Source organism: Bacteroides sp. AF39-11AC (assembly GCF_003474285.1).
Classification (GTDB): domain Bacteria; phylum Bacteroidota; class Bacteroidia; order Bacteroidales; family Bacteroidaceae; genus Bacteroides.
Genome location: NZ_QROH01000006.1, coordinates 404,484 through 426,863, shown reverse-complemented (window position 1 = coordinate 426,863; position 22,380 = coordinate 404,484). Strand labels below are relative to the sequence as shown.

Here is a 22,380-nt window from a genome sequence, read left to right as displayed (position 1 = left end):
GATGAATTCAAAAGAAATTGTACCTTTGGATATCAAATCGTAAATCATATACAATGCCATGGTATTAAACTTGATAACATTTGCATCGTTGCTTCATAAACAAGCATCCGTTCTCAGCTCTCACGAACTTATCCTAAACGAACTGGAGAAATATTTCACTGTAAATATCGTAGAATATCAAAACATAAACAAACTTACTAAAGATGATTTCAGCCTGCTTTTCATTGCTACCGGCGGTGTAGAACGGTTGGTTATCCAGCACTTCGAGTCTCTGCCCCGCCCTGCAATCTTACTGGCCGATGGCATGCAAAACTCACTCGCTGCCGCTCTCGAAATCTCATCCTGGCTACGTGGCCGGGGAATGAAAAATGAAATCCTCCACGGAGAACTGCCCGAAATCATCAAACGTATCTTCGTACTCCACAACAACTTCAAAGCCCAACGGGCACTCTCCGGATCGCGTATCGGTGTTATAGGCTCCCCCTCTTCCTGGCTTGTTGCCAGCAATGTAGATTACCTTCTCTCCAAACGGCGCTGGGGAATTGAATATACGGACATACCACTGGAACGCGTTTATGAGTATTATAATCAGATAACTGATGATGAAGTAGGCGAAGCCTGCGCCACTTTTGCCGGTAAAGCACTTGCCTGCCGCGAAGCAACACCGGAGGATCTGATAAAAGCAATGCGCCTGTATCGCGCCATTAAACGGATTGTGGAGGAAGAAAAACTGAGCGCACTCACCCTGAGCTGTTTCAAACTGATAGAGCAAACCGGAACCACCGGATGCCTCGCTCTCTCCCTATTGAACGATGATGGCATCATTGCCGGATGCGAAGGTGACCTGCAATCTATCTTTACCCAACTTGCCGTAAAAGTACTGACCGGCAAGGCTTCTTTCATGGCAAACCCTTCCATGATCAATGCACGCACCAACGAAATCGTACTTGCACACTGCACCGTGGGTATTGCACAAACGGAGCAATACATTATCCGCAGCCACTTTGAAACAGAAATGGGTATCGGTATTCAGGGAATCCTTCCTACAGGACACGTAACTCTGGTAAAATGTGGCGGAGAATGTCTGGACGAATATTACCTGAGTACAGGCACCCTGACCGAAAATACGAACTACATCAATATGTGCCGCACACAGGTACGCATAAAGCTGGATACACCAGCAGAGTATTTCCTCAAAAATCCATTGGGAAACCACCATATCCTGATACAGGGGAATTACGAAATACTACTAGATGAATTCCTGCAAGCAAACGGATGCAAAAGAGTTGAATAATACTATTCATTAAAATCGGGTACACGTACTGTAAAGCGTGTACCTTTTCCTAATTCAGAAGATACGTTTATTTCACCTCTGAAACGCTCTACAATAGTCTGGCAAATACTCAGTCCCAGACCGGCACCCTGCGTAAAGCTATCCACTTTATAGAAACGCTCGAATATGCGTCGCTGATTCTCTTCCGAAATGCCACTTCCGGTATCTTCCACAAAGAAAACGGTGTAGCCCGGGTCTTCTGTCTGGAAACCGAAAGTGATAGAGCCTTGAGTAGTGAACTTCTTGGCATTGTTGATGAAGTTGTTAATCACCTGTTTCAGACGGACAGAATCCGTTATTATCGATTTACTCTCACCTTCGGGCAACTTCATTACCAGTTCCACACCCCGAGGCATACTCAGGCGCTGAGAGTCATAGATCTGCTGCATCACAAACGTGAGGTTGTATCCGGCAAAACGGAAATCCATCGAACCGGACTCGATACGGGACAAATCGAGAATATCATTAATCAATGCCAGCAATAAGGTACAGTTCGTATTGATCGTATCCACAAACTGTTTCACTTCTTCAGGACTGAATGCCTCGATGTCCTTCAGCAAGTCGGAGAAGCCGACAATAGAATTCAGCGGGGTACGGATTTCATGACTCATATTGGCAAGGAAAGCCGACTTCAGAGTATCAGCCTGCAAAGCTTTGTCACGGGCTGCTATCAGCTCTTCTTCGGTAGCCTTATAACGCTGGATACTTTGACAAACACCCAGTACCATATACGGTGCCTCGGAATCCAAGCCGTTGTAAGAAGCACTACGAAATTCCCACCATTCATATTTACCCTCTCCGCTACGCATACGGAAACTCATCCGGGTATCCATTTCCTCACCTTTGAAAATGGCAGTGAAATGTTGATGAGCCTCTTCCAAATCATCCGGATGGATAAAAAACTCCAACTCTTTCCGCAAGATAGTCTGCTTACCGGGAAGCCCGAAGTAATCAAGCAATGCACCTGAAAAATGGAAACTATGTGTGCGTATGTCATATTGCCAAGGATATACAGAACTTGCGTCCACAGCCAGATTGAAGAAGCGTTTATGCATTTCTTCCTCCGAAATATTGCGGCAACAAATAGCCATACCTGTCATCTTGTTCTTGGAATAGATCGGTACAATCTCACCGGAAACAGGGAAATAGGTTCCTTTATGAATTTCCTGCATGAAAGCCTTTTCCGGAATAGGAATTACACGACGCTCTGTCCTCACCTGTTTCAGTAAAGATTGCAGAATGTCCTCTCCGTTTGAATAAATGTGAAAGATGGAACCCGCCATCTGCCCTTCGTAAGAACGTGCCGTATGAGTGTCAGGGTCCAGTTCGAGCATCAACATCAAAGCACGGTTGACAAAATGTATACGGAAATCCGTATCATAGGTAATCAGTCCGTCACGAATAGAACAGAAGATATTATCAAATTCATCACGTTGTTCAACCAGACGATTCTGTATCAACAGACGTGTCTGGGCGTGCATACGACGACGGGATTCATGACGGTTCAAGCGATAGAGCCAGATTACAAGGAAGACCAATGATCCAACAACAATAGAGTATAACAGCACAAACCAAATACGATAACGCTCCATCAAAGGCGCATTCATGATAATGCCACTATCACTCACTTTATCAGCGTTTACTCTAAAAAAATCCAACTGCTTGAAGTCATAAAGCAGCCTACCTGGAAGATCCACAACTCCTATCACAGAGGGTAAAGCACCTTGCAAAACCTGAGCCGCACACTTGCCCGCCGCACTGGCCCCTTCATAAGGTTCCATATCATGCACACAGAATACTCCATTTGTCAATGCAAGACTTTGCCCGGCAAACACCGGAGCTTTAGAATTCTTTCCAATGAAAGAAAGGAAAGGTGTCCATTTGGGAGCAATGACAATACGATTATAAGCATTATAATCATAGCAGATGGAAGAGATAACAGGATTGGGAGCTTGTGCCTGCACATTCATTACTTTCAACTTACATTCAGGATGAAACTTTTGGTAATCAGGCCATGCACGCTCTAATTCAGCAACCCCTCTAAGCCCTAAAAGACTACTGTCCGAAACACAAACAACTTCTGTACGATTGGGAAATATATGACGTGCATTTTCGAGCAGGTGTACAAAATCAATCTTGGATGTATACCCACAAACATTGGGCAACTTCGACATCAGTTTTTCATTGGGATACTTAATACCCGATACAACAACAGGTAACTTATAGGGTAAGGAATCCCCACAATGCATCAAGGTATAGAAAGCCTCATCACTGGCAGTAATAATAAGATCTGTATTTCGCTGGCGCGCCCGTTCACAAATACGCCGCATGATGACACACTCTGATGAAAAAGCCCAGTAATCGGCATCCAGATATTCTGTTGTAACTTTCGCTTTTATACCTCCACGTGACAGACCATCACGCACTCCTTCCGTCAACCGGTCATTCCAGGGAGTACGATGATTATATGACTGGATGAAAAGCACGTTGTATGTACGTTCTGCAGCGGAGAAGTGTCCGGCAAATACAATGCAGGGAAACAATCCGATGAACATAATGAGGAGTAAGCGTCTCTTCATATCTGAATTTTCTTCTGTTTGGATAAATGTGCTATGACTTTTCCTCGCAAATATACGGATTATATTGAAAAACAGAACAGAATGCACCTTTTCTTTTACCCTATGCAAAAGAAAAGGTGCACATATAGAAGAAAACCTGACTATTCGTCGTGTAAGGCATCCGCCGGTTTAACTCGCATCGCCTGTGCAGCAGGGAAGCAGATACCGGCAATTACCATCAAAGTCATAAGAAAGAAAGTGAATAATGAGACTACAACAAAACGAAGTCCGGTAGCATCAGCCTGTTCTGTCATTATAGCTTCCGCCATAACCAGATTACCGCAAATAATCAGAGCCGGAATAGCAGCCAGCACCAACAACAGCAACCCTTCTCCCAACAACCGGGAACGTATCCGGGAACGACTGCTTCCCATCGCCATACGCAAAGCTATTTCACTACGGCGGTGACGAGTACGGAACCAGAAAGTACCCATCAACCCGATAAAAACATTGAAGCTAAAGAATATAGCGATAAGCCGTGCACTACGGATATACGGAGTAATCCCCTCGGATGCATCACGCTCCGCTTTCTGTTCATCATAGCTACGAACCTCAAACAAATAGAACGGAGCAACCTGCAACTGAGGCGTCATATCACGAAAGAAGCGGGTCGCAAAATCATTCGTATCAGCTTCGGGACGCACGCGAATGGAAATAAAAGGAACAGCCTGCATGCTATAAAACCAATCAGGAAGAGGGGTCAGAATGAAAGATTCATAGCGGGCATAATCATCTGTTTTCTGATGGTCGCATACGGCAGTCACCCGGTATCGGAGACTGCTACCTGTATAGTAGTCGAAAAATTCCTTCCCTAATACTCCGTTATGAGCGTGAAAAAGACTGTCAGCCAGCTCTAATGTGATGACAGCGGGCAATGGAGTGACAGCAGGATTCCACTCGACTGAAGCAAATGACAGCGAAGAACCGGAGGTACTTTCAAAAGCATTCATATCTGTAGAAAACATTCCTGTACCTTCTTGTATCGGAATCCGCATTACATCAAAGTATTCAGGAGATACATAACGAATATTAGCATCCTTCACACTTATACTGTCTGTAGTGTATCCTTGGAATACAGTGTTTCGAGTATAAGCATCAGAACCAAGCCAAATACTGGCACTCTCTACATCCGGATTTTGTTTGATACGACGAAATACTTCCTCCATAGGCTTGAACCAGAAATTTTGCAAACTATCTTCGGAAGAACAAAGCACCAACTGAGTGGGATTCGTGGAAATACGGACTTTATATACATGCTCCAGATCATACCCTTTAGGCTGACGTTCTGCATAAGCAAAGGCATAGAGCATGTCAAGACAATACCATAACAACACGAAAACAATCAGCAGTTCTGCGAAGATCCAACCGTTCAAGCGGCGTTGGTTCCAAATTTGGGTCAGAATGGACTTTATCATAATGGGTTATCTTTAGTTTTTAAACAATCATTCTCCGCAGATAACTTCTGCTATCGGACGGCGAGTGGCATTCCATGCCGGAATAAATACGGATAGCAAATTGAAAAGCAGACATACGCCCAATACCATCAGGAATACAGCAGGCCGTAGGAAAAGCCAAATGCTAACCTCAAAGTTTCCACTGGTATATCCGCCTGCCAACATCCAATCTTTACCCAACCATAACAACAGGCATGAGAGCAGGAATCCCAGTAATGCACCGATAAACGCCATCAGCAAGTTCTCAATCAGTAACTGTGACATCAAGGTCAGACGACTGGCACCATAAGCTTTGCGCACCGCAAGTTCCGACAGACGACGTGACATCTGGGAAGAGATAAGTCCACTGACATTGATTGCAGGCACAATAAGTAAAATAAGTCCCAGAAAGATGCAAGTAGCCATAGGGTTAAGAAAATCATCACGGAAGAACTGGCGCTCAGCATAAGTACTCAGGTCGGGAAGTGCCAACTCATATTCAGTAAGTGACGCATTCAAGCGATCCAATGAACTTTCTATCTGTTGTTTCATTTCATCCAAACTGACATCAGGTTTACACAACACCATCGCTTCAAAGCCACCACGCAAACCTTCACTCCCCCAAGCCGGGTCTTTAGTATAGTAAGGCACCCACACCTCGCCATAAGCGAAGGTGAAAAGGGAACTTACATCTTCCGTAACCCCTACTACACGTTTGGGACGGAAACCGACAAAATAGCTCTTGCCAATAGCTTCTTCAGCAGAACCGAAAGCTTCGCGTGCCAACCGCTCGGCAATGACAACAACATCCGAACAAGCATCAAATTCTTGTTGATCGAAAGGACGACCGGCTACGAAACGAATGTCATAAAGACGCCAGAAGTTCAGATCGACACGACGCTTCTGATAACGGTTACCTTTCTCGGGTGAAGCACCGCAATACTCCATGAAAACATAGCTGGTATAAGTAACAAGTTCCGCACCGGGTAGGTCCTCGAAAACACGACTGGCAGCCTGGTAAGACATGCCAGTGTTTGCATTACTATGGTCTGCCTTACGATAGCTATAACCATAAGACGAATAAACCATCCGATCACGATGCGATTCGGGACGAATATTGGCAGTCTGAATGTCATAAACCATGTAGACTACCATGGCAAAAGCAATACTCACCGCCGTACCGATGATGGAAACGACGCTGAAAAACGGATTTTGTCGCAAAAGTGTAAATGATTGTCTGATTATCATTAGGTATATTTTTTCTAAGAAAACAACACTATTCGTCATGAAGTGCCTCAGCAGGTTGTAACTGCATGGCTTTATAAGCAGGATACCAGATGCCGACTACAATCATCAACGCCATAAGCAACCACGTAAGTATAGCTGCAATCAGGAACCGGTCGACTGTAAATTGCATTTTACTGATATCCACCAACTCGGCAATACCCACATTAAAAGCAATAATCAAAGCAGGAATGGCAGCTACCGTCAAGAGTAATATGCCTTCTCCCATCAAGCGCAGAAAGATACCGCGACGACTGGATCCCATTGCCATACGTAACGCCACTTCACGGCGACGATGTTGCGTACGGAACCAGAACGTACCAATCACTCCCAAGAAGATATTCAGCATCAGGAAGAAAAGGATGCAAAGCTGTGTCTTCACTTCGTTCACATCTTCAAGTTCGCTGATGTGACGAATATCGCTGAAAGAAGATGCCTCCAACAGAAAGATATTACCTACCCTATATAAACGGTCGGCATCTGCCATAAGTGCATCTACAAAGTCGTTGTCCTCATTAGGAGAGACACGGAGACTCACCTGAACATAGCGCACGTTACCCAGCTCATTAATCAGCTCATCTCTATTCAGATTATGCCCGATAAACGCCCCACCCCATTCGTGCGATGTTTCAAAATGAGAACGGCGTACAGGAACGGCAATGGCAGCAATACGACGATGATACCCACGATCGGGATAAGTCAGAGCCACTTCACGATTCAATAGCGGACGTGCATCGGGTAAATCAAGTACTGGATAATCCTCAGTGACATTGGACGTGATAATCATGGTTTGGTCGGAAATAGCAGCAGCCAGTTGCTCGGAAGAGCCTCCATCAACTGCCTGATAACGGAAAACACGATAGAAATCCGGATCAGACCAAACCAGATAAGCACCCACATGAATACTATCCTGCAAATAAAACTGAGCGCTGTTACTTCCCTCATTATAAGGGTAACAGTTCTGTGAAATGGAGACAGCCTCCACACCCGGACGATGCCGTAAACGCTCGGTTACCTCAAGCAAAGCATCTATATTATCCTCAACTGTGAGTTCCGGATTATAAAGCGCCGACTTGGATGTCAAGGTACTGAAAGACAAGTTATAGCAATGTTCCGTATCAAAGCCCATCGGAGCGCGATAAACACGCGCAGTGACAGTAACCCAGTCTACAATGTACCAAAGTACAGCAAAAACCAGCAGTAACTCCACGAGCAGAAAGAGGTTACTTCGCCATTCATTTTTAATTTGTGTAAGTAGATTCTTCATAGCTATCTTTGGTTTATTGCATCAGTAATATTCATCCGCGACGCACGCCATGCAGGAATACCTGCAGAAAGTACATTCATCAGGAGGCAGAATGCGAAAGCTGCTATAAAAGCCCACGGTGATAATAACATACCGGGAGTCAGTGCTGTCTCTCCACTGAGGTAGGCATTCGTCGAATTACTGAAAAGAAAATCATTCAGTAGGAATGTGGCTGCATAACTCAATGCTAATCCGACAACACCGGCCAGCAACGTCAGCACTAAATTCTCAAAGAAAACTTGCCGCATCAGTTCACCGCCAGTAGCACCGAAAGCCTTACGCACACCTATCTCCGCCATACGGCGACGCATACGTGAAAGAGTCATGCCGGATAAGTTCACTGCCGGAACCAATAATAAGATAGCGATAACGATACCATAACGTAACATAACTCCGGGAACATCAGGTTCAGCGTACCAACGACGATAGAGATAAGCCAGTTGTGTATCGGGTTGCCCGCGATAGAAAATCTCTACATCCCGTAATCCGTCATTATACTTTTGGCGTAAGAGTTCTGTTTCCTTTCGGATCGCATCAAAGTCCGCCGATGAGTGGGCAAGGATAACCGCATGCATAGGCCCCATCGTGTCATCCCGCCAAGAGAGGGATTCCGCATCGGCTGCAGTGTAAGGTACCCATATCTGTGCATAAGCGGACGTAGCAAGCATAGACACGTCTGCCACAACACCTGCAACTGTGTAATCTACATAGTTTAATTGCACCGTATGCCCGACAACATCGGTAGTACCAAAGAGTTGGCGGGCAATCGTAGCACTCAGCACGGCACGCGGTAATCCGGCATCACAATCAGCACGGGTAAATCCTGCACCACTGAGAAAACGGAAACTAAAAACGCTCCAGAAAGCTTCATCAGTCTGTACCATATCAGCAGTAGCTTTCGATCCGGCAGGCACAGATGCACGCACTTTGCCAGCACTACTGACTAAAGTCACGGCTTCGGGCGTAGTCAACGCACGGAAACATTCACGTCCAGTACGCACTGACATAGAAGCATTAGCCGATTCATTGTCCGATTTCCCTTTCAGCTTAACGGACATATAAGGTACGTAGAGTGTACGTGAACGATTCACTTCAGGCTCACAATCTACGAGACGCACCTGGAAAGTAATGACAAGCACCATAATCATACAGATGGCCATTGCCGTACCTAACACGGACACCCAAGTAATGATAGGGTTCTCGCGCAAGTGGTAGAGGGCTTGAAGGAAATAAAGTCGTATCATATTTTAAAGTCATTTAATCGTCATGTAAAGCCTCAGCCGGTTGTACCTTCATCGCCTTACGTGCCGGAATACCAATGCCGATGGCAATCATCAGAGCAATCAACACGAAACTGATAAGTGCACAGAACAATAATCTGTCCCACTCCAATGTAGTACCGTTTCTCCATGAATTCAATTCCATGTGTGCCAGATTCCAGTCTATAACCAATGCTACAGGCGTAACAACTGCCAGCAACAGCAAACCTTCACTCAGCAATCGGCTGAAGATAGCACGGTCCGTCGCCCCATGGGCTTTGTGCAATGCAATCTCTGAACGACGTTGCTGGGTACGGAACCAGAATGTGCCAAGCAATCCGAGGAAAATATTCAAAAGCAGGAATCCCATACCCATTACATAGTTACGGATATCATTGGTCCATGCTTGCTGGAAGTTACGGCGTATATCATGGAAAGAACGAATTTCTGAAATAAAAATATTACCTATCCGAAACTGGGATTCACTGTCTGCCTTCAAACGTTGAATGAAATCATGATCCTGCCCCTCACGAACACGGACACAAAGTTCCAGGCCTACATAATAGAATGACTGTTTGCATAAGAAGCAGTACGAATAACGCGCCTGGTCATAGTCATGATAACGCACATCTTGTAATGCAGCCCCCAAACGATAGGTTCTTGTCGTGTCACCAAAAAGTTGAAAGCGTTGACCTATGAATTCAGTCATCTTACGATTATATTTATTATAAAGATTGTTAGAAGTAAGAATTTCACCGCGCTCCAGCATTTCAGCCATTTGTTCGGGCGTCTCACCTTGTGCACCCTGATAACGGAAGACACGGACAAAGTCGGGGGTCACCATGCGACGGATAGTCCAACCGGGAGAGTTCAACGTGTCGATTTTCACCTCTCCACTACTGTTACTTCCATTATAGGGATAGGAGTTCTGTGAAAGGCTGACAGCTTCCACTTCTGGGCGGCGACGCAACCTTTCTACCAGTTCAGCAATATCATTGTGAGTATCTTCTGATTTCCGGTCGACAATGTAATCCGGACTCTTTGGCGTCAGTTCGCCCAACTCTATCAGGTAACAGTGTTCAATGTTGAATCCGCGGGGTTCCAGATAGGTAGCCGCACGGGTGTATAGGTAGTCCACCACATACCACATCACTACGCTCACCACAAGCAGCTCTAACGCCAGCCAGAGGTTGCTGAGCCATTCGTTCTTTATCTGTACAAGAAGTTTCTTGGTCATTTTCTTTAATGTTTAGTGATTAGTGATTAGTGCAGGCGACCGCCCAACGCATTTACAATTCCCACTCTCGAAGCACGCCATGCCGGAAAACCGCTACTCAATAAGTTCAGCAGAAAGCAGAACAGCAACGCCCAACCAAAAGTCGATGCATGCAGTAATATGCTGGCATCCACAGTGGGAGGGCTCAATGTCTGACTGAATTCCTGTGCAAACAATAGTGTGTTGCCCAAGTAAGCAAACGCTACGCTCAACAGCAATCCCAAAGCACCGGCCAGCAGTGTCACAACCAGATTTTCAGCTATAATCTGTCCCATCAATTCCAACTTTGTTGAACCGAATGCACGGCGTACACCTATCTCTGCCACACGTTGGCGGAGTCGGCTCTGCGTCATACTACTCAGGTTTATAGCAGGCACGATCAGCAGGATTATGAAAATAATCATACGCTGGCGACGATGCTGATCCAAGTCAGGCTCCTGATTGGCACTGAAAGCGATGGAACTTTTCTCCTGGTCATAAGGGCGATTACGGTATATCAACTCATAGCCATCCTCACCAATAATACTATTGTACTCTTGTCTGCGACGTTCCGCTTCTGTACGAATGGCATCAAAGTCATCACGACTCCGGGCCAGCATAGTGCAACTCATCATACCCATATGGGCATCACTCCAAGTGTCCTTAGTTATTTCCGTCGAAGTATAAGGTACCCATACTTGCCCGTAAGCAACATTGGCCAGTGTAGAAACATCTTTCACCACGCCTTCTACTTTATAGGGTGCATGGTTCAACAGAAATTCACGCCCCACAGCATCTGTAGTTTGAAACAGTCGGCGCGCTACGCTCTCCGTAATCACTGCTACGGGTAATCCGGCATCGAACGTTGCTTTATCATAAGGTTTTCCGGCAGTGAAAGAATAATCAAATACATGCCAGAAAACATCATCCGTCTGCAACAAGTCAATGCCCACAGCCGGTTGTCCCGGCAAATTGACAGGTGTGGAAACAACCATGCAAGTGTAGATAGTCACTGCTTCGGGTATTTTTAAAGATTGAAAACACTCGCGTGCTGTCTTGACACTCATCGGTCCGTTACTGCTTCCACCACCCCAATTCTTATTCGTAATACTCATGAAGTGGACATGCAGAAAGCGGTCACGGTTGCTCTCCGGAGCAAAAGGCGCCACCTTCACCTGCTGCATCATCACCACCAGCATAATGAGGAAAATGGCAAGTGCCGTACCGGCTATGCTGACAGCACTTATCAGCGGTTGTTGCCGAAGCTGTGCCCAAGCCTGAGTAAAATATTGCTTTATCATTATTCTCCAATCTTCAGATTACGTGTATTCACTCCACCAATACCACCCTTAGAAATATCTGCCTGACGTGCCTGCCCACTTAGAGTAACGCTACCTACACCTTCCATGCTGGCACGCAAACGATCACAATCCACATGGATATCAGCTTTACCCACACCTTCCATCTTTACAACGAGAGATTTACAGGTCAGGTCTTTCACATTCACTTTACCTACGCCTTCGATCTCGAAATTGACATCATTCAGCTTCAGTGCACCTTCACAGTTGAAAGAACCTACACCAGTAAACTCTACATCTTTCAGATCGGGTGCACTCAGATAAATAGTCACACCTTTGTTACGATTATTATCACCATCTTTCTTATTTTTAAAACCAATAATCAGGCAATCTCCTTTTACCTCCGTAGTAGTAGTGGTTACATACTCTTCTCTACCTTCTATTTTCAAAGAATAAGAATTACTCTGCGTAAAATACACCGTCGCTACAGACGTTACCTTTACAGAAGAAAAAGCTTCCACCTTACGAACTTCGCTTACCTGCGGGTCCTTTTCATTAGCTGCATATACTGTGCCGGCTACTGCGGCAAATAATAAACTCAAAGTTATAAATAAAGTCTTCATAAGTTTTGCTATTTAAAATTGTTTCTACTATTTCTCTTTTCTATTCTTCATGTAAAGCTTCAGCCGGCTGTATTTTCATCGCCTGTCGCGCCGGAAACCAAATACCCACCATCACCATAAGCGCTATCAGGAACCAAGCCCCTAAGGAACCAAGCAGGAAACGTACAAAATTCCACTCTACCGGCCAGGTAGAAATAAGTTCCGTTCGTCCGATGGTAAACTCTGCAATACCTATATTATAGCAGATAATCATGGCAGGCAGTGTTACTAATGCCAGCAACAATAATCCTTCGCCCGCCAGTAATCTGAACACCTGATTCTTTGTACTCCCCATTGCCAGTCGTAAGGCGATCTCACTGCGACGGCGGCGCGTGCGGAACCAGAAAGTACCTATTAACCCCAAAAATACATTCACAAGTAAGAAGAGCACAACGATAGCCTGACTGTTCACTTTATCCGTATCGCCGTTCATGACTTCAAATTGCAGTTGTTGCTCAGTATAAGGCACCGCATCGGCTACAAACAGATCGTCTACATCCAGTCTGGGTGCAATCTCACGAATGAAATTTGTACGATAGTCGGGGCCATCGGCAACAGGCTTCACACGAAAAACGATTTGCGCCCAATCATCGGTAAACTGTGTTTTTATCAGATTCTCATCTATGCGATAGAAGAAACAGACGGCATCACTTCCGTAGCGATAAGTTCTGAAAGCTTCTATCTTTCCACCCTGCGTGACGACTGATGTAGAGTCACCGTATTTACTCAATGGTGTATCCAGCGAGAACGTTGGCATCCTTTTCTGAAAACGGTCGAAAGCAGCCTGGCTCAGCATCACATTGTCCCATCCCGAAGGGGTCTTCGCAAAGGGACGTTGCGGATCATCGCTCATGCGGAAGACGTTAATGTATCCGCCGGTAGCGTTGATGATACGTGCATTTACTCCTATAGTATCTTGCGCAGCCAGTGAATTGTAACTGTTGCTTCCATTCATCGGCAAACTCCAGTAGCACAGGGTAGCTGCTTCAACGCTGGGTTCTTGCTCCAGTTTCTGCAATGCACGCAGATATCTGTCGGCATTTGTCAGCGTCGTGTCATTGGTTGGACCACCTATAACCGTGGTGAGCGTGTAAACGTGGTCAATGTTGAAACCAAGGGGACGGTAAAAAGTATATTTGAGGCAACCCAGTGAGTCACAAAGGAACCACATCACGATGAACACCAGAAATAACTCAGCCAATACCCAGCCATTGCTACGTAGGCGAGACCAAATCATGCGTAGATTATGTAGTATGAATTTCATAAAGTTCTTCTCCTTCTATTTATCATTCAATGAATCCACAATCGTACGACGGGCAGCAAGCCAAGCAGGTAGTCCCGCACTCAGCAAATTAATCACCAGACAGAAGACAAAAGCCAACACAAATACCAGTGGACTAAACAATGCGTCCATGCTCAGACTAAAATCACCTGCCGTACCAATATTTTGGCTATTAGTGAATAGCCACGTACGCATAGCGTAGACAGCAAGGTAACTGAATATTAATCCTACGATGCCTCCTATCAATGTCAGTACCAGATTTTCATTTAATATCTGGCGGATAAGTGTGCTATTCGTTGCCCCGAAAGCTTTGCGCACGCCTAACTCGCTGACACGTTGTTGCATACGACTATTGCTCAGTCCGCAAAGATTCAGAGAGGGTACCAGCAGAATGATGAAGAGGGCAATGGCATATTGCAAATAAAGCATCGGCAGATCCGGTCCTACATTAGCCCAAACATGGTTCACATGCGCCACAATATTGTCAGGCTGCTCCATAATGTCTATCTGCATTTCTTCCATACCGGCATTGATATCCTTCACCCGTTTCTCTACTCCTTGCTTTATGGCGGGAAAATCATCAGGAGTACGTGCCATTACTGCAATAGTCTTTCCGCCACTATAACTCCAATAGCCGGTTACTTTCAGTTCATCAATATGGTATAGCCCCCACACTTGGGCATAAGCATCCTTAGCGGTGACGGAAACATCCTTTACAACTCCGATGATACGCGACAGTTCTCTGTTCAGCAATATTTGTTGCCCCGTAACCTCCGTAGTTCCAAAGAGTTTTCGGGCCACAGAAGCGCAGATCACAACCGATCGCATGTCTCCTCCCCGATCAGCCTCAGTAAGCGCCCTTCCAGCAAGAAACTGCATACTGAATACTTTCCAGAAGTCAGGATCAGTATTCACTGCATCCACCTTCAAGCGATTGCTTCCATCGGCCAGAGACACCAGTGCTACATTTGTCTTAGTGAATGCAGTGCAAGCTTCCACTTCAGAAAGCGGCTGTATACACTCTTTCATGAAAGCAGCTGAAGGGGCATTATAATTGTTCCAATCCTTATTCTCCTTTCCCTGCATATGCATGGCAGAGAAATACAGACATCGACTGCGGTTCACCTCCGGTTCCAAGTCAGCATACTTCGTCTGCCAGGTAATCACGATAGCCATAATCATGGTAATGGCAAAAGCCGTACCCAATATGGATATAGTGCTCAGCAACGGATTCTGCCTCAGAATCGTAAAGGCTTGACGAATAGTTTGCATCATAATAATTACGAGTTACAAATTACAATTTATTTATTCTACCTGGCGTCCGTCGAAGAAGCGTACCGTACGACTGGTCTGTTTAGCCTGCTCCTCATTATGGGTTACCATTACGATTGTACGCCCGTCTTCCTTATTCAACTGATGCAACAGTTCCATTACCTCAGCACCCATCTTAGAGTCCAGGTTACCGGTCGGCTCATCGGCAAGGATGATCTCAGGATTACCAATAATAGCACGGGCAATAGCTACACGCTGACACTGACCACCGGAGAGTTGTGTAGGCATGTGACGCATACGATGACTCAAACCAACCTTCGCCAGCACCTCTTCTGCCAAATGGCGGCGTTCCTTTGCAGAAACCTTTCTATACAATAAAGGAAGTTCTACATTATCAAGCACATTCAATGAGTTAATCAAATGGAAAGACTGAAACACAAAACCCAGCTTCTTATTACGGAAAGCAGCCAATTGCTTATCCTTCATACCATCCGTACGAGTACCGTCGATCTCAATTATCCCGCTCGTCGGAGCATCCAAAAGCCCTACAATATTCAGCAATGTGGATTTTCCGCAACCGGAAGGTCCCATGATACTGAGGAATTCTCCTTTTTCAACTTCAAGGTTCACATTTTCCAATGCCACGGTTTCAATCTCATTCGTACGATAAATCTTGTTTATCTCAGTCAATTTAATCATAATGGTAAGTATTTAATTGTTATTAATTGATTCAATTCGTAATTTATTTGTTCTTCACATATATTAATCAAATGATATGCCAAAAAAGACATATACTCATTATCAGCTAATTAAGTTCACAAGCATGTGTCCGAAAATGAACACCCTGTTCGTTTTCAGTTGTCCGCTTCTATCCTATTCGTCACGCAAAGCCTCAGCAGGCAATATCTTCGCTGCCCGAGTGACGGGTGCATAAGTACCCAATAAAGCAATAACAAGTAATATCACATAAGTCAATATGCTGACTATAGAGAAGTGCGTATACGGCTGATTTTGCCAGTAATCGGGATTTCCATTCTCAGTAGGATTAGCAAAGCCGGACATATAGACACGATGTATTGTTAACGGCAGAGAAACGATAAATGCTATCGTCACCAACAACCATGCTTCCATAAGGAACTGATTACAGATACCTTTTTGGGTAGCCCCCATACTCCGCATCAATCCGATGTCCTGTCTCCGCGCATTACAACGTATCCAGAATGTGCCCACCATACCGAGGAATACACACAACAAGGCAAACCCCGCCAGTGAATATTGCAGACGCAAGGTATTCGTCACTCCACTCTCATTTTCATATTTGCGACGGATATCTGTAAAACGTCCTAACTTCGTAAAATAGAAATTACCAACGTTGAGTTGTGGAACTACTTCCGCTTTGAAACGTTTCTCAAAAGCAGCAACATCCACATTCGGCTTTAACCGGAAAGTCACCATATACATCCGCTGAATCCATTTATAGCCCGGAATCTTGCCATCTACCTCTATCAGCAAGTTACCCGGCTGTTCATTAATCCGGTGTTTATAGTCCTGCAACACTCCCATTACCTCGTGATAGGTACTGTCATAATACCTCACTTTCTTACCTACCGCATCCGTAGTACCGAAGAGGTCGTTTGCCATACGTTCTGAAACAAAGACTCCCTCACGGGCGGCACAGTCTTCCGGCAGGGACATTATTTCACCACTTTTGGCATCCTTCATACCGAATGTACGAAATACATCACCACCTTCTGTCTGTATGAATTGGTAGTATTGAGAATGTACCTTTATAGTATCATTAAAGTACTCTCCGCCATTCCACGAATTACAATTTGGAAAACTTGCATTAGTCACCAAGGCAAAACTTTCCACTTCGGGACAGTTCTTCACCAGACGGGTGATGCGATACAGGTTTTCCTGTTTGATGGCAGTACTGTCCTGCGACTTGTCATAGTTGCCATGCTGTTCGTCATAGTAGTCCATATAAAGAGCGTATGCCCGTTCCTCATCATAGCCGGGAGCAATAGCGAGATTAGACGTCAACACATAAATAGGATCAATTACCGTCCAAAGGAAAAAGCTCACGACAACCAGTTCTACAAATATCCATCCATTCTGCCGACATTGATTCCATAACTGATGTCTTATTATCTTCATCATAGCATATTAACGTTTAGAGTTCAACGACTGAGTAATAGTACGGCGCAATGCCCATACCGCAGGAATAAGTGCGGATATGAGATTAAGCAACACACAAAGTCCGAATGCCGTACAGAAAACCATCGGATTGAAAAGCATCTCAAATGAAAGGAAAGGAGTCTTCTCAACATCCGTATAACTGTCAAAAAGGGTCAGTATCCAATCACTCGCCGTCAGCACAATCAGATAAGAAATCAGCAGGCCGAGCAAACCGCCGATGCAGGTAAGCAGAAGATTTTCCCACAGCACTTGTCCGATAAGGCTTCCGTTAGTCGCGCCATAGGTTTTGCGTACACCCAACTCAGCAAGTCGTTCGTCCATACGCGAAGACATCATACCGCTCAGGTTCATAGCAGGGATGAAAAGCAGAGCAAGCAACATATAAAGATATACTCTCAACTCGGATGCCAGATCGGGAGCTCCGCATGAATTCACCCGGAATGTACTGGTCCAGTAATCATCAGGTTGCCCCATAAGGTCATTCATATATTTAGGAGCTGCAAGATTGAATTTTCGGAAAACCTCACGCACTTCTTCCTTCAAAACTTCTTTATCCGCAGCCGTAGGTGCCGTCATGTATATTTGCGCATTGCCTACCAATTTTCCTGTATTGTCCGATACAATCCAGGAATTAAGCGTTATCGGCATCCATATATCTCCAACGGAAGAAGGTGTAGCAGCAGAAACATCGTCAACCACACCGCAAATCCGGTATTCCTGCGCATCCATTTTAAAATATCTGCCTACAACATCATCCACAGCAAACAATCGCCTCGCCAAACTTACCGGAACAACCACTTCCCTGCGTTTTGCATCGACATCTGCTTGTGTAAAAGGCTTGCCGTACAGGAAATGAAATGTAAAGACCTGCCAAAATCCTGTATCCGTATAAAGCGGAGCAATACCTATAGGCTCATTATTATCCGGAACCTCCACATAATTTTCGCGATAGTTACTTGATGTGGCACCAATAGCATTCAGGTGTGGCAAGTCCTGCAACATCTTCACGACATCATAACTGACACCGGAACAGTTCCAACTCTTGTCATCATTCTTGGGATAAGATTTCATCATTTTCAGCACTATCATCCGGTCGCGGTTATACTCCGGATATATAGCTGCAAACTTTACGTAGAAGATGATAAACATTGTCATGGAAAGAGCTATTGAAAGCCCTGTACCCACCACATAGATACCAGTAAAGAGACGATGCTGCTTTATCAGCGTCCAGGCCTGTTTCAGATAAAGTTTAATCATAGTATAGTCATATTTTTATTATTCGTCACGTAATGCCTCTGTCGGTGGGATACGACTAATCTTACGGGCAGGAATATAGATCCCGATCAATACCACCGCCAACAGAATAAAGAAAACAATGAATGATACGATGAGGAAATGCTGCGCGAAATCCGTGATCCAACATTCATCAATAATTTGCCTCCAGTTGTTACCTCTCTCCAGTCCTTCTTTAACAGCATATTGCAAATAAAGCAAGCAGCCTGTCAATACAGCTACAAACGTCAGCACTGTTCCTTCACCCATCAACAAGCGGACAATATATCCCGGCGTACCGCCAAAGGAAAGCATAACCCCCACTTCTTCGCGACGAGTACGTGTCTGTAACCAGAAAGTACCGATAACACCCAAGCAAAGATTAATTAAAAAAAATGCCGCCATTGCCAGATTACGCCGATACAGCGGGGTAACATCATAAGACTCATTTTTCGTTATCAATGCTTCATAAGACCGAACGTTACGGGCAAAAAGATTACCGACCCGCAACTCTTTCACCATCCACGGTTGAAAATCATGCAAGAAACGCTTCATACTCACATTCTCTTTCAAACGAAGCAATATCCGCATATCATCGTAAGCATCTTCCATATCAATAGATATCAAAGGACGAAAAATGACAGGAGCCGGACGGGAATCGCTGGTTGCTTTAAAGTTTCCCACTACACCGATAACCGGTGAATAAATTGTATCGTTCCCCTCTTTAGACCAACAACGCTTATTACCCGCATTTTTAGTGTGGAACAAATGTTCAGCCGTATTTTCTGTCAATACGATGTCATTTTCCGTATAGTCATAATCCGATAATTCTGCTGGGGTTCTGCCTCGTTCGGAGCGAAAGCCATAAGTTTCGAAGAAATTCGTATGAGGTATAAACTCCATAATCATTACCGGCAAATCCAAGGTATCACCTTCCGCACGGATGGCTGTATTGCTATTCCCCGTCGAATTGGGATAAGCGAAACCCAATACCGGAGCAGCTGATTCTATGCCGGGATAGTCCTTTACCAATCGTGTCATATTAAAGTAAGATTTCATAATCATAGCCGAATCCTCAGCCTCTTCATTATAACCGGGCGCTTGTGGCTGCAAGGTACTGAGAGTAACAAAACAAAGGCGGTCAGTATCATAACCTAAAGGAATACTACGGTCATACGTCATCACGATAACCGGGTCAAGGATAATCCACGTAACAATACTGACCAGAATCAATTCCGCCAGTAACCAGCCATTACGGCGACGGCGTGCCCACAGGTTCTTTAATATAAGTTTCAGCATAGTCTTTATCTTTTTTCATTCAGTGAATACACAATCGGCTTCCGTAACGCATACCATGCCGGAATCAACGCTGATAATAAATTCAGCAAGATACAGAACAAAAGAGCAACAGCAAATACCACCGGGGCAAACAGCACCTCCCCGGAAACCAGCACATTCACTCCTTCCGGAACCGGTTCGGCCCAGTCTTCCAATATCATAAATACCCACTCACGACAAGTATACAGAGCAAACCACGCCAACAATAATCCCAATATACCACCCAACAATGTCAATAAGAGATTCTCCCACATCACTTGTGAAAGCAATCCGCCACGGCCGGCACCGAATGACTTACGCACTCCCATTTCCGACAAGCGGCTTTCCATACGACTCGCTATCATCCCACTCAGATTCAAGGCAGGAACCAGCAGGAGCACCAGCAATATTAAAAGAAGATAGCGTATCTGTGCCCATACACCGGTAGTCATACTAGGATAAGGTTTAAACAATCGCTGCAAATGGGATGTAGGTTGTTCCCAAAGATTCACCTGCCACTCATCCGCATGCAACAGATTTTCCTTACGGACAATTTCCTGAATTTCGGCACGCAACGCTTCAGCTTGCGCATCGTCCTTTACAAGAAAAGTAACGCCAAATGCACCTAGATAAGGTATTCCATAATTGGAGTCACGATATTTAGGAATTACACTATAAGGGATATAGACCTGCGCATAAGAATCCGAAGTCAGATAACTTGCACTACGCACAACACCACAAACTCGATAATTGACATAATCCAAACTAAACGAGCGTCCCACCACACCTTCGGTCATGCCAAACAGGCGACGGGCCAGTTCTTCTGTTATGACAGCCGTACAGATACCGCTTTCAAGGTCAGATGTAGTAAAAGCCTTACCTTCCGAAAAATAAAATGGATAGATGCAAAAGAAATTCGGGTCAACCAACTTTAAACTTACTGTAAAATCCCCGCTACGGTCGGCCGGTTGAATATAATTGTCATCTGACCTGTTATTCATAACCCCCGAAACAACCTCAGCATTCTTCAACGGATAAAACCACTCTTGTAATGCCTGATAGGAAACGGCCCATTGAAAAGTCTGTTTATTCTGCTCCGTTCCTTTTTGAAATCTTGCAGAAGTCAGATAAAGCGTTTGCATGCGATTCAACTCTGGATAAACCGGGGCTACCTTGACGTAGTAAATCACGGCTACAATCATAGTCATAGCAATAGCCAGCCCTGTACCGACTATGTAAAGAGTACTGAAAAGCGGATTCTGCTTCAACAAGACCCATGCTTGCTTCAAATAGATTTTTACCATCCCTGAATATATTAAGTAGTTTATTTATTCGTGATGCAACGCTTCAGCCGGTTGCTCTTTCATAATCCAGCGTGCCGGCACCGCAATGCCCAATACAATCATCATTGCGAGAGCTCCCAATGAAATAGCAAAATCTACAATCCAACGACCTGCCGTATAAGGAACTTTAGCACTCAATAAATCCATGTGGTGGAAATTGAGCACAATAATAATGATAGGAATCAACGCCAGCAACAGAATTAATAATCCCTCCGCATTGAGCCAGAATACAATCCGCCCCTTCGACGCACCGACAGCCATACGCAATCCTGTTTCCGAACGGCGTGCCTGTGTACGCATCCAGAAAGTCCCGGTAACACCAAAAAACACATTCAGCAACAAGAAAGCGACAACGAGTTGTATCATTTGCCAATCCGTTATAGCATAATCTATACGGTCGGCACGCATCTCTTTAAAACCTGTTACGGCATTTACATAGATATTGCCGGACGTCAACCGTTCACCCAAAGAAGCAAGCCATTCTTCCATCTCAGTCTGTGTCATATCACGTTTCATGCGTAGCGAATATTCCAATGAAGAAGGACGATACCACTCGAAAAGCTCTTCCATCGTAGAACCAGAAGCTTTAATATAGAACGTGGGAGTAGCCGGTTCAAAATCATTCTCACGAATAGTAGGGGCAACAGCCAGCACAGGCGTCCCGTCCAGTTCGCCGGTATTTACCAACCGGCCGCGCGGTTCCTTCCCACCGAAAAACTTCTGCGCTACCTTCTCCGTCAGGATAACCTCATCTTTTGCCGGATTTTCCAGTTCGCGTATCTGTTTTCCATTCACGTCATGAATGCCGAAAACTTCAAAGAAACCGGCATCACCCAGTTGGCGGTGCAAAGATTCCGAATAAGCATTGACACTATCCGCACCTGCCGGTTCAACGCTCGTCCACGAATTGCCCTGACTGTAGGGGCAACTGTAAAAGCTGCATCCCACAGCTTCCACCTCACCGGTATTCATCAGGCGTCGAGTCAATTCCGTGATACGTTCCCAACATTTGGCTCCACGTTCGTCCTCGCCTGTATAACCTTCGTTACCAGGTTCCGTTTCCTCCAGATGAAGCCGCCAGCAACGATTGATATCATAACCTAAAGGCTCATTATAAAGAGTGTATTTACTATAACCGCCATCCGTAATCATAAAGACAGCCAGTAAAACCAATGCCATTTCGGCAAATATCCAGCCATTTTGTTTGCGCTGGTTCCATATCAGAGTGATGAGATGACGTATCATGG

General features: G+C 45.0%; 17 protein-coding genes. 1 reads left to right on the top strand and 16 read right to left on the bottom strand.

Annotated features, from left to right (window positions below; genetic code table 11):
- The first annotated feature begins 58 nt into the window (after positions 1-58).
- The gene (locus DW036_RS15510; protein WP_118465180.1) at positions 59-1,294 is read left to right on the top strand and encodes a fucose isomerase; all 1,236 of its coding nucleotides are present in this window, start codon (positions 59-61) and stop codon (positions 1,292-1,294) included.
- 2 nt (positions 1,295-1,296) lie between these two features.
- On the opposite strand, the gene DW036_RS15505 is transcribed toward DW036_RS15510, so the two are convergent.
- The 16 genes from DW036_RS15505 to DW036_RS15430 all read right to left on the bottom strand — a co-directional run bounded on the left by DW036_RS15505 (position 1,297) and on the right by DW036_RS15430 (position 22,378).
- Complete coding sequence (locus DW036_RS15505; protein ID WP_118465179.1) at positions 1,297-3,912, bottom strand: PAS domain-containing sensor histidine kinase; 2,616 nt, start codon at positions 3,910-3,912, stop codon at positions 1,297-1,299.
- 140 nt (positions 3,913-4,052) lie between these two features.
- Complete coding sequence (locus DW036_RS15500; RefSeq protein ID WP_118465178.1) at positions 4,053-5,366, bottom strand: FtsX-like permease family protein; 1,314 nt, start codon at positions 5,364-5,366, stop codon at positions 4,053-4,055.
- A 27-nt stretch (positions 5,367-5,393) separates the two neighbouring features.
- Positions 5,394-6,632, bottom strand: coding sequence for an ABC transporter permease (locus tag DW036_RS15495; RefSeq protein ID WP_118465245.1), 1,239 nt, complete (start codon positions 6,630-6,632; stop codon positions 5,394-5,396).
- A gap of 28 nt (positions 6,633-6,660) precedes the next feature.
- Complete coding sequence (locus DW036_RS15490) at positions 6,661-7,935, bottom strand: ABC transporter permease (protein WP_118465177.1); 1,275 nt, start codon at positions 7,933-7,935, stop codon at positions 6,661-6,663.
- A 2-nt stretch (positions 7,936-7,937) separates the two neighbouring features.
- A complete protein-coding gene (locus tag DW036_RS15485) occupies positions 7,938-9,218 on the bottom strand; it encodes an ABC transporter permease (protein WP_118465176.1) in 1,281 nt (426 codons plus the stop codon).
- Positions 9,219-9,231: 13 nt separating this feature from the next.
- Positions 9,232-10,470 carry an ABC transporter permease gene (locus DW036_RS15480; protein WP_118465175.1) on the bottom strand — a complete coding sequence of 413 codons (1,239 nt, stop codon included), beginning with the start codon at positions 10,468-10,470 and terminating at the stop codon, positions 9,232-9,234.
- A gap of 26 nt (positions 10,471-10,496) precedes the next feature.
- Positions 10,497-11,789, bottom strand: a complete 1,293-nt coding sequence (locus DW036_RS15475; protein WP_118465174.1) for an ABC transporter permease — start codon at positions 11,787-11,789, stop codon at positions 10,497-10,499.
- Positions 11,789-12,409: a GIN domain-containing protein gene (locus DW036_RS15470; protein ID WP_118465173.1), complete on the bottom strand. Its 621-nt coding sequence runs from the start codon at positions 12,407-12,409 to the stop codon at positions 11,789-11,791. The genes DW036_RS15475 and DW036_RS15470 overlap by 1 nt, the downstream gene beginning before the upstream one ends.
- A gap of 40 nt (positions 12,410-12,449) precedes the next feature.
- Positions 12,450-13,712, bottom strand: coding sequence for an FtsX-like permease family protein (locus tag DW036_RS15465; protein ID WP_118465172.1), 1,263 nt, complete (start codon positions 13,710-13,712; stop codon positions 12,450-12,452).
- 15 nt (positions 13,713-13,727) lie between these two features.
- Positions 13,728-15,002, bottom strand: a complete 1,275-nt coding sequence (locus tag DW036_RS15460) for an ABC transporter permease (RefSeq protein ID WP_118465244.1) — start codon at positions 15,000-15,002, stop codon at positions 13,728-13,730.
- A 33-nt stretch (positions 15,003-15,035) separates the two neighbouring features.
- Complete coding sequence (locus DW036_RS15455) at positions 15,036-15,701, bottom strand: ABC transporter ATP-binding protein (RefSeq protein ID WP_118465171.1); 666 nt, start codon at positions 15,699-15,701, stop codon at positions 15,036-15,038.
- Between the two features lie 174 nt (positions 15,702-15,875).
- Positions 15,876-17,162: an ABC transporter permease gene (locus DW036_RS15450; RefSeq protein ID WP_118465170.1), complete on the bottom strand. Its 1,287-nt coding sequence runs from the start codon at positions 17,160-17,162 to the stop codon at positions 15,876-15,878.
- Positions 17,163-17,168: 6 nt separating this feature from the next.
- Entirely contained in the window at positions 17,169-18,458 is a 1,290-nt protein-coding gene (locus DW036_RS15445) for an ABC transporter permease (protein ID WP_118465169.1), read from the bottom strand.
- An 18-nt stretch (positions 18,459-18,476) separates the two neighbouring features.
- Positions 18,477-19,772, bottom strand: a complete 1,296-nt coding sequence (locus DW036_RS15440) for an ABC transporter permease (RefSeq protein ID WP_118465168.1) — start codon at positions 19,770-19,772, stop codon at positions 18,477-18,479.
- A 5-nt stretch (positions 19,773-19,777) separates the two neighbouring features.
- Positions 19,778-21,094 (bottom strand): ABC transporter permease, encoded by a 1,317-nt coding sequence (locus DW036_RS15435; protein WP_118465167.1) that lies wholly within the window; start codon positions 21,092-21,094, stop codon positions 19,778-19,780.
- A gap of 24 nt (positions 21,095-21,118) precedes the next feature.
- A complete protein-coding gene (locus DW036_RS15430; protein ID WP_118465166.1) occupies positions 21,119-22,378 on the bottom strand; it encodes an ABC transporter permease in 1,260 nt (419 codons plus the stop codon).
- Positions 22,379-22,380 lie beyond the last annotated feature (2 nt).

Coding starts and splice junctions, on each gene's coding strand:
- DW036_RS15510 (WP_118465180.1), top strand. CDS start 59: ATGGTATTAAACTTGATAACATTTGCATCGTTGCTTCATAAACAAGCA.
- DW036_RS15505 (WP_118465179.1), bottom strand. CDS start 3,912: ATGAAGAGACGCTTACTCCTCATTATGTTCATCGGATTGTTTCCCTGC.
- DW036_RS15500 (WP_118465178.1), bottom strand. CDS start 5,366: ATGATAAAGTCCATTCTGACCCAAATTTGGAACCAACGCCGCTTGAAC.
- DW036_RS15495 (WP_118465245.1), bottom strand. CDS start 6,632: ATGATAATCAGACAATCATTTACACTTTTGCGACAAAATCCGTTTTTC.
- DW036_RS15490 (WP_118465177.1), bottom strand. CDS start 7,935: ATGAAGAATCTACTTACACAAATTAAAAATGAATGGCGAAGTAACCTC.
- DW036_RS15485 (WP_118465176.1), bottom strand. CDS start 9,218: ATGATACGACTTTATTTCCTTCAAGCCCTCTACCACTTGCGCGAGAAC.
- DW036_RS15480 (WP_118465175.1), bottom strand. CDS start 10,470: ATGACCAAGAAACTTCTTGTACAGATAAAGAACGAATGGCTCAGCAAC.
- DW036_RS15475 (WP_118465174.1), bottom strand. CDS start 11,789: ATGATAAAGCAATATTTTACTCAGGCTTGGGCACAGCTTCGGCAACAA.
- DW036_RS15470 (WP_118465173.1), bottom strand. CDS start 12,409: ATGAAGACTTTATTTATAACTTTGAGTTTATTATTTGCCGCAGTAGCC.
- DW036_RS15465 (WP_118465172.1), bottom strand. CDS start 13,712: ATGAAATTCATACTACATAATCTACGCATGATTTGGTCTCGCCTACGT.
- DW036_RS15460 (WP_118465244.1), bottom strand. CDS start 15,002: ATGCAAACTATTCGTCAAGCCTTTACGATTCTGAGGCAGAATCCGTTG.
- DW036_RS15455 (WP_118465171.1), bottom strand. CDS start 15,701: ATGATTAAATTGACTGAGATAAACAAGATTTATCGTACGAATGAGATT.
- DW036_RS15450 (WP_118465170.1), bottom strand. CDS start 17,162: ATGATGAAGATAATAAGACATCAGTTATGGAATCAATGTCGGCAGAAT.
- DW036_RS15445 (WP_118465169.1), bottom strand. CDS start 18,458: ATGATTAAACTTTATCTGAAACAGGCCTGGACGCTGATAAAGCAGCAT.
- DW036_RS15440 (WP_118465168.1), bottom strand. CDS start 19,772: ATGCTGAAACTTATATTAAAGAACCTGTGGGCACGCCGTCGCCGTAAT.
- DW036_RS15435 (WP_118465167.1), bottom strand. CDS start 21,094: ATGGTAAAAATCTATTTGAAGCAAGCATGGGTCTTGTTGAAGCAGAAT.
- DW036_RS15430 (WP_118465166.1), bottom strand. CDS start 22,378: ATGATACGTCATCTCATCACTCTGATATGGAACCAGCGCAAACAAAAT.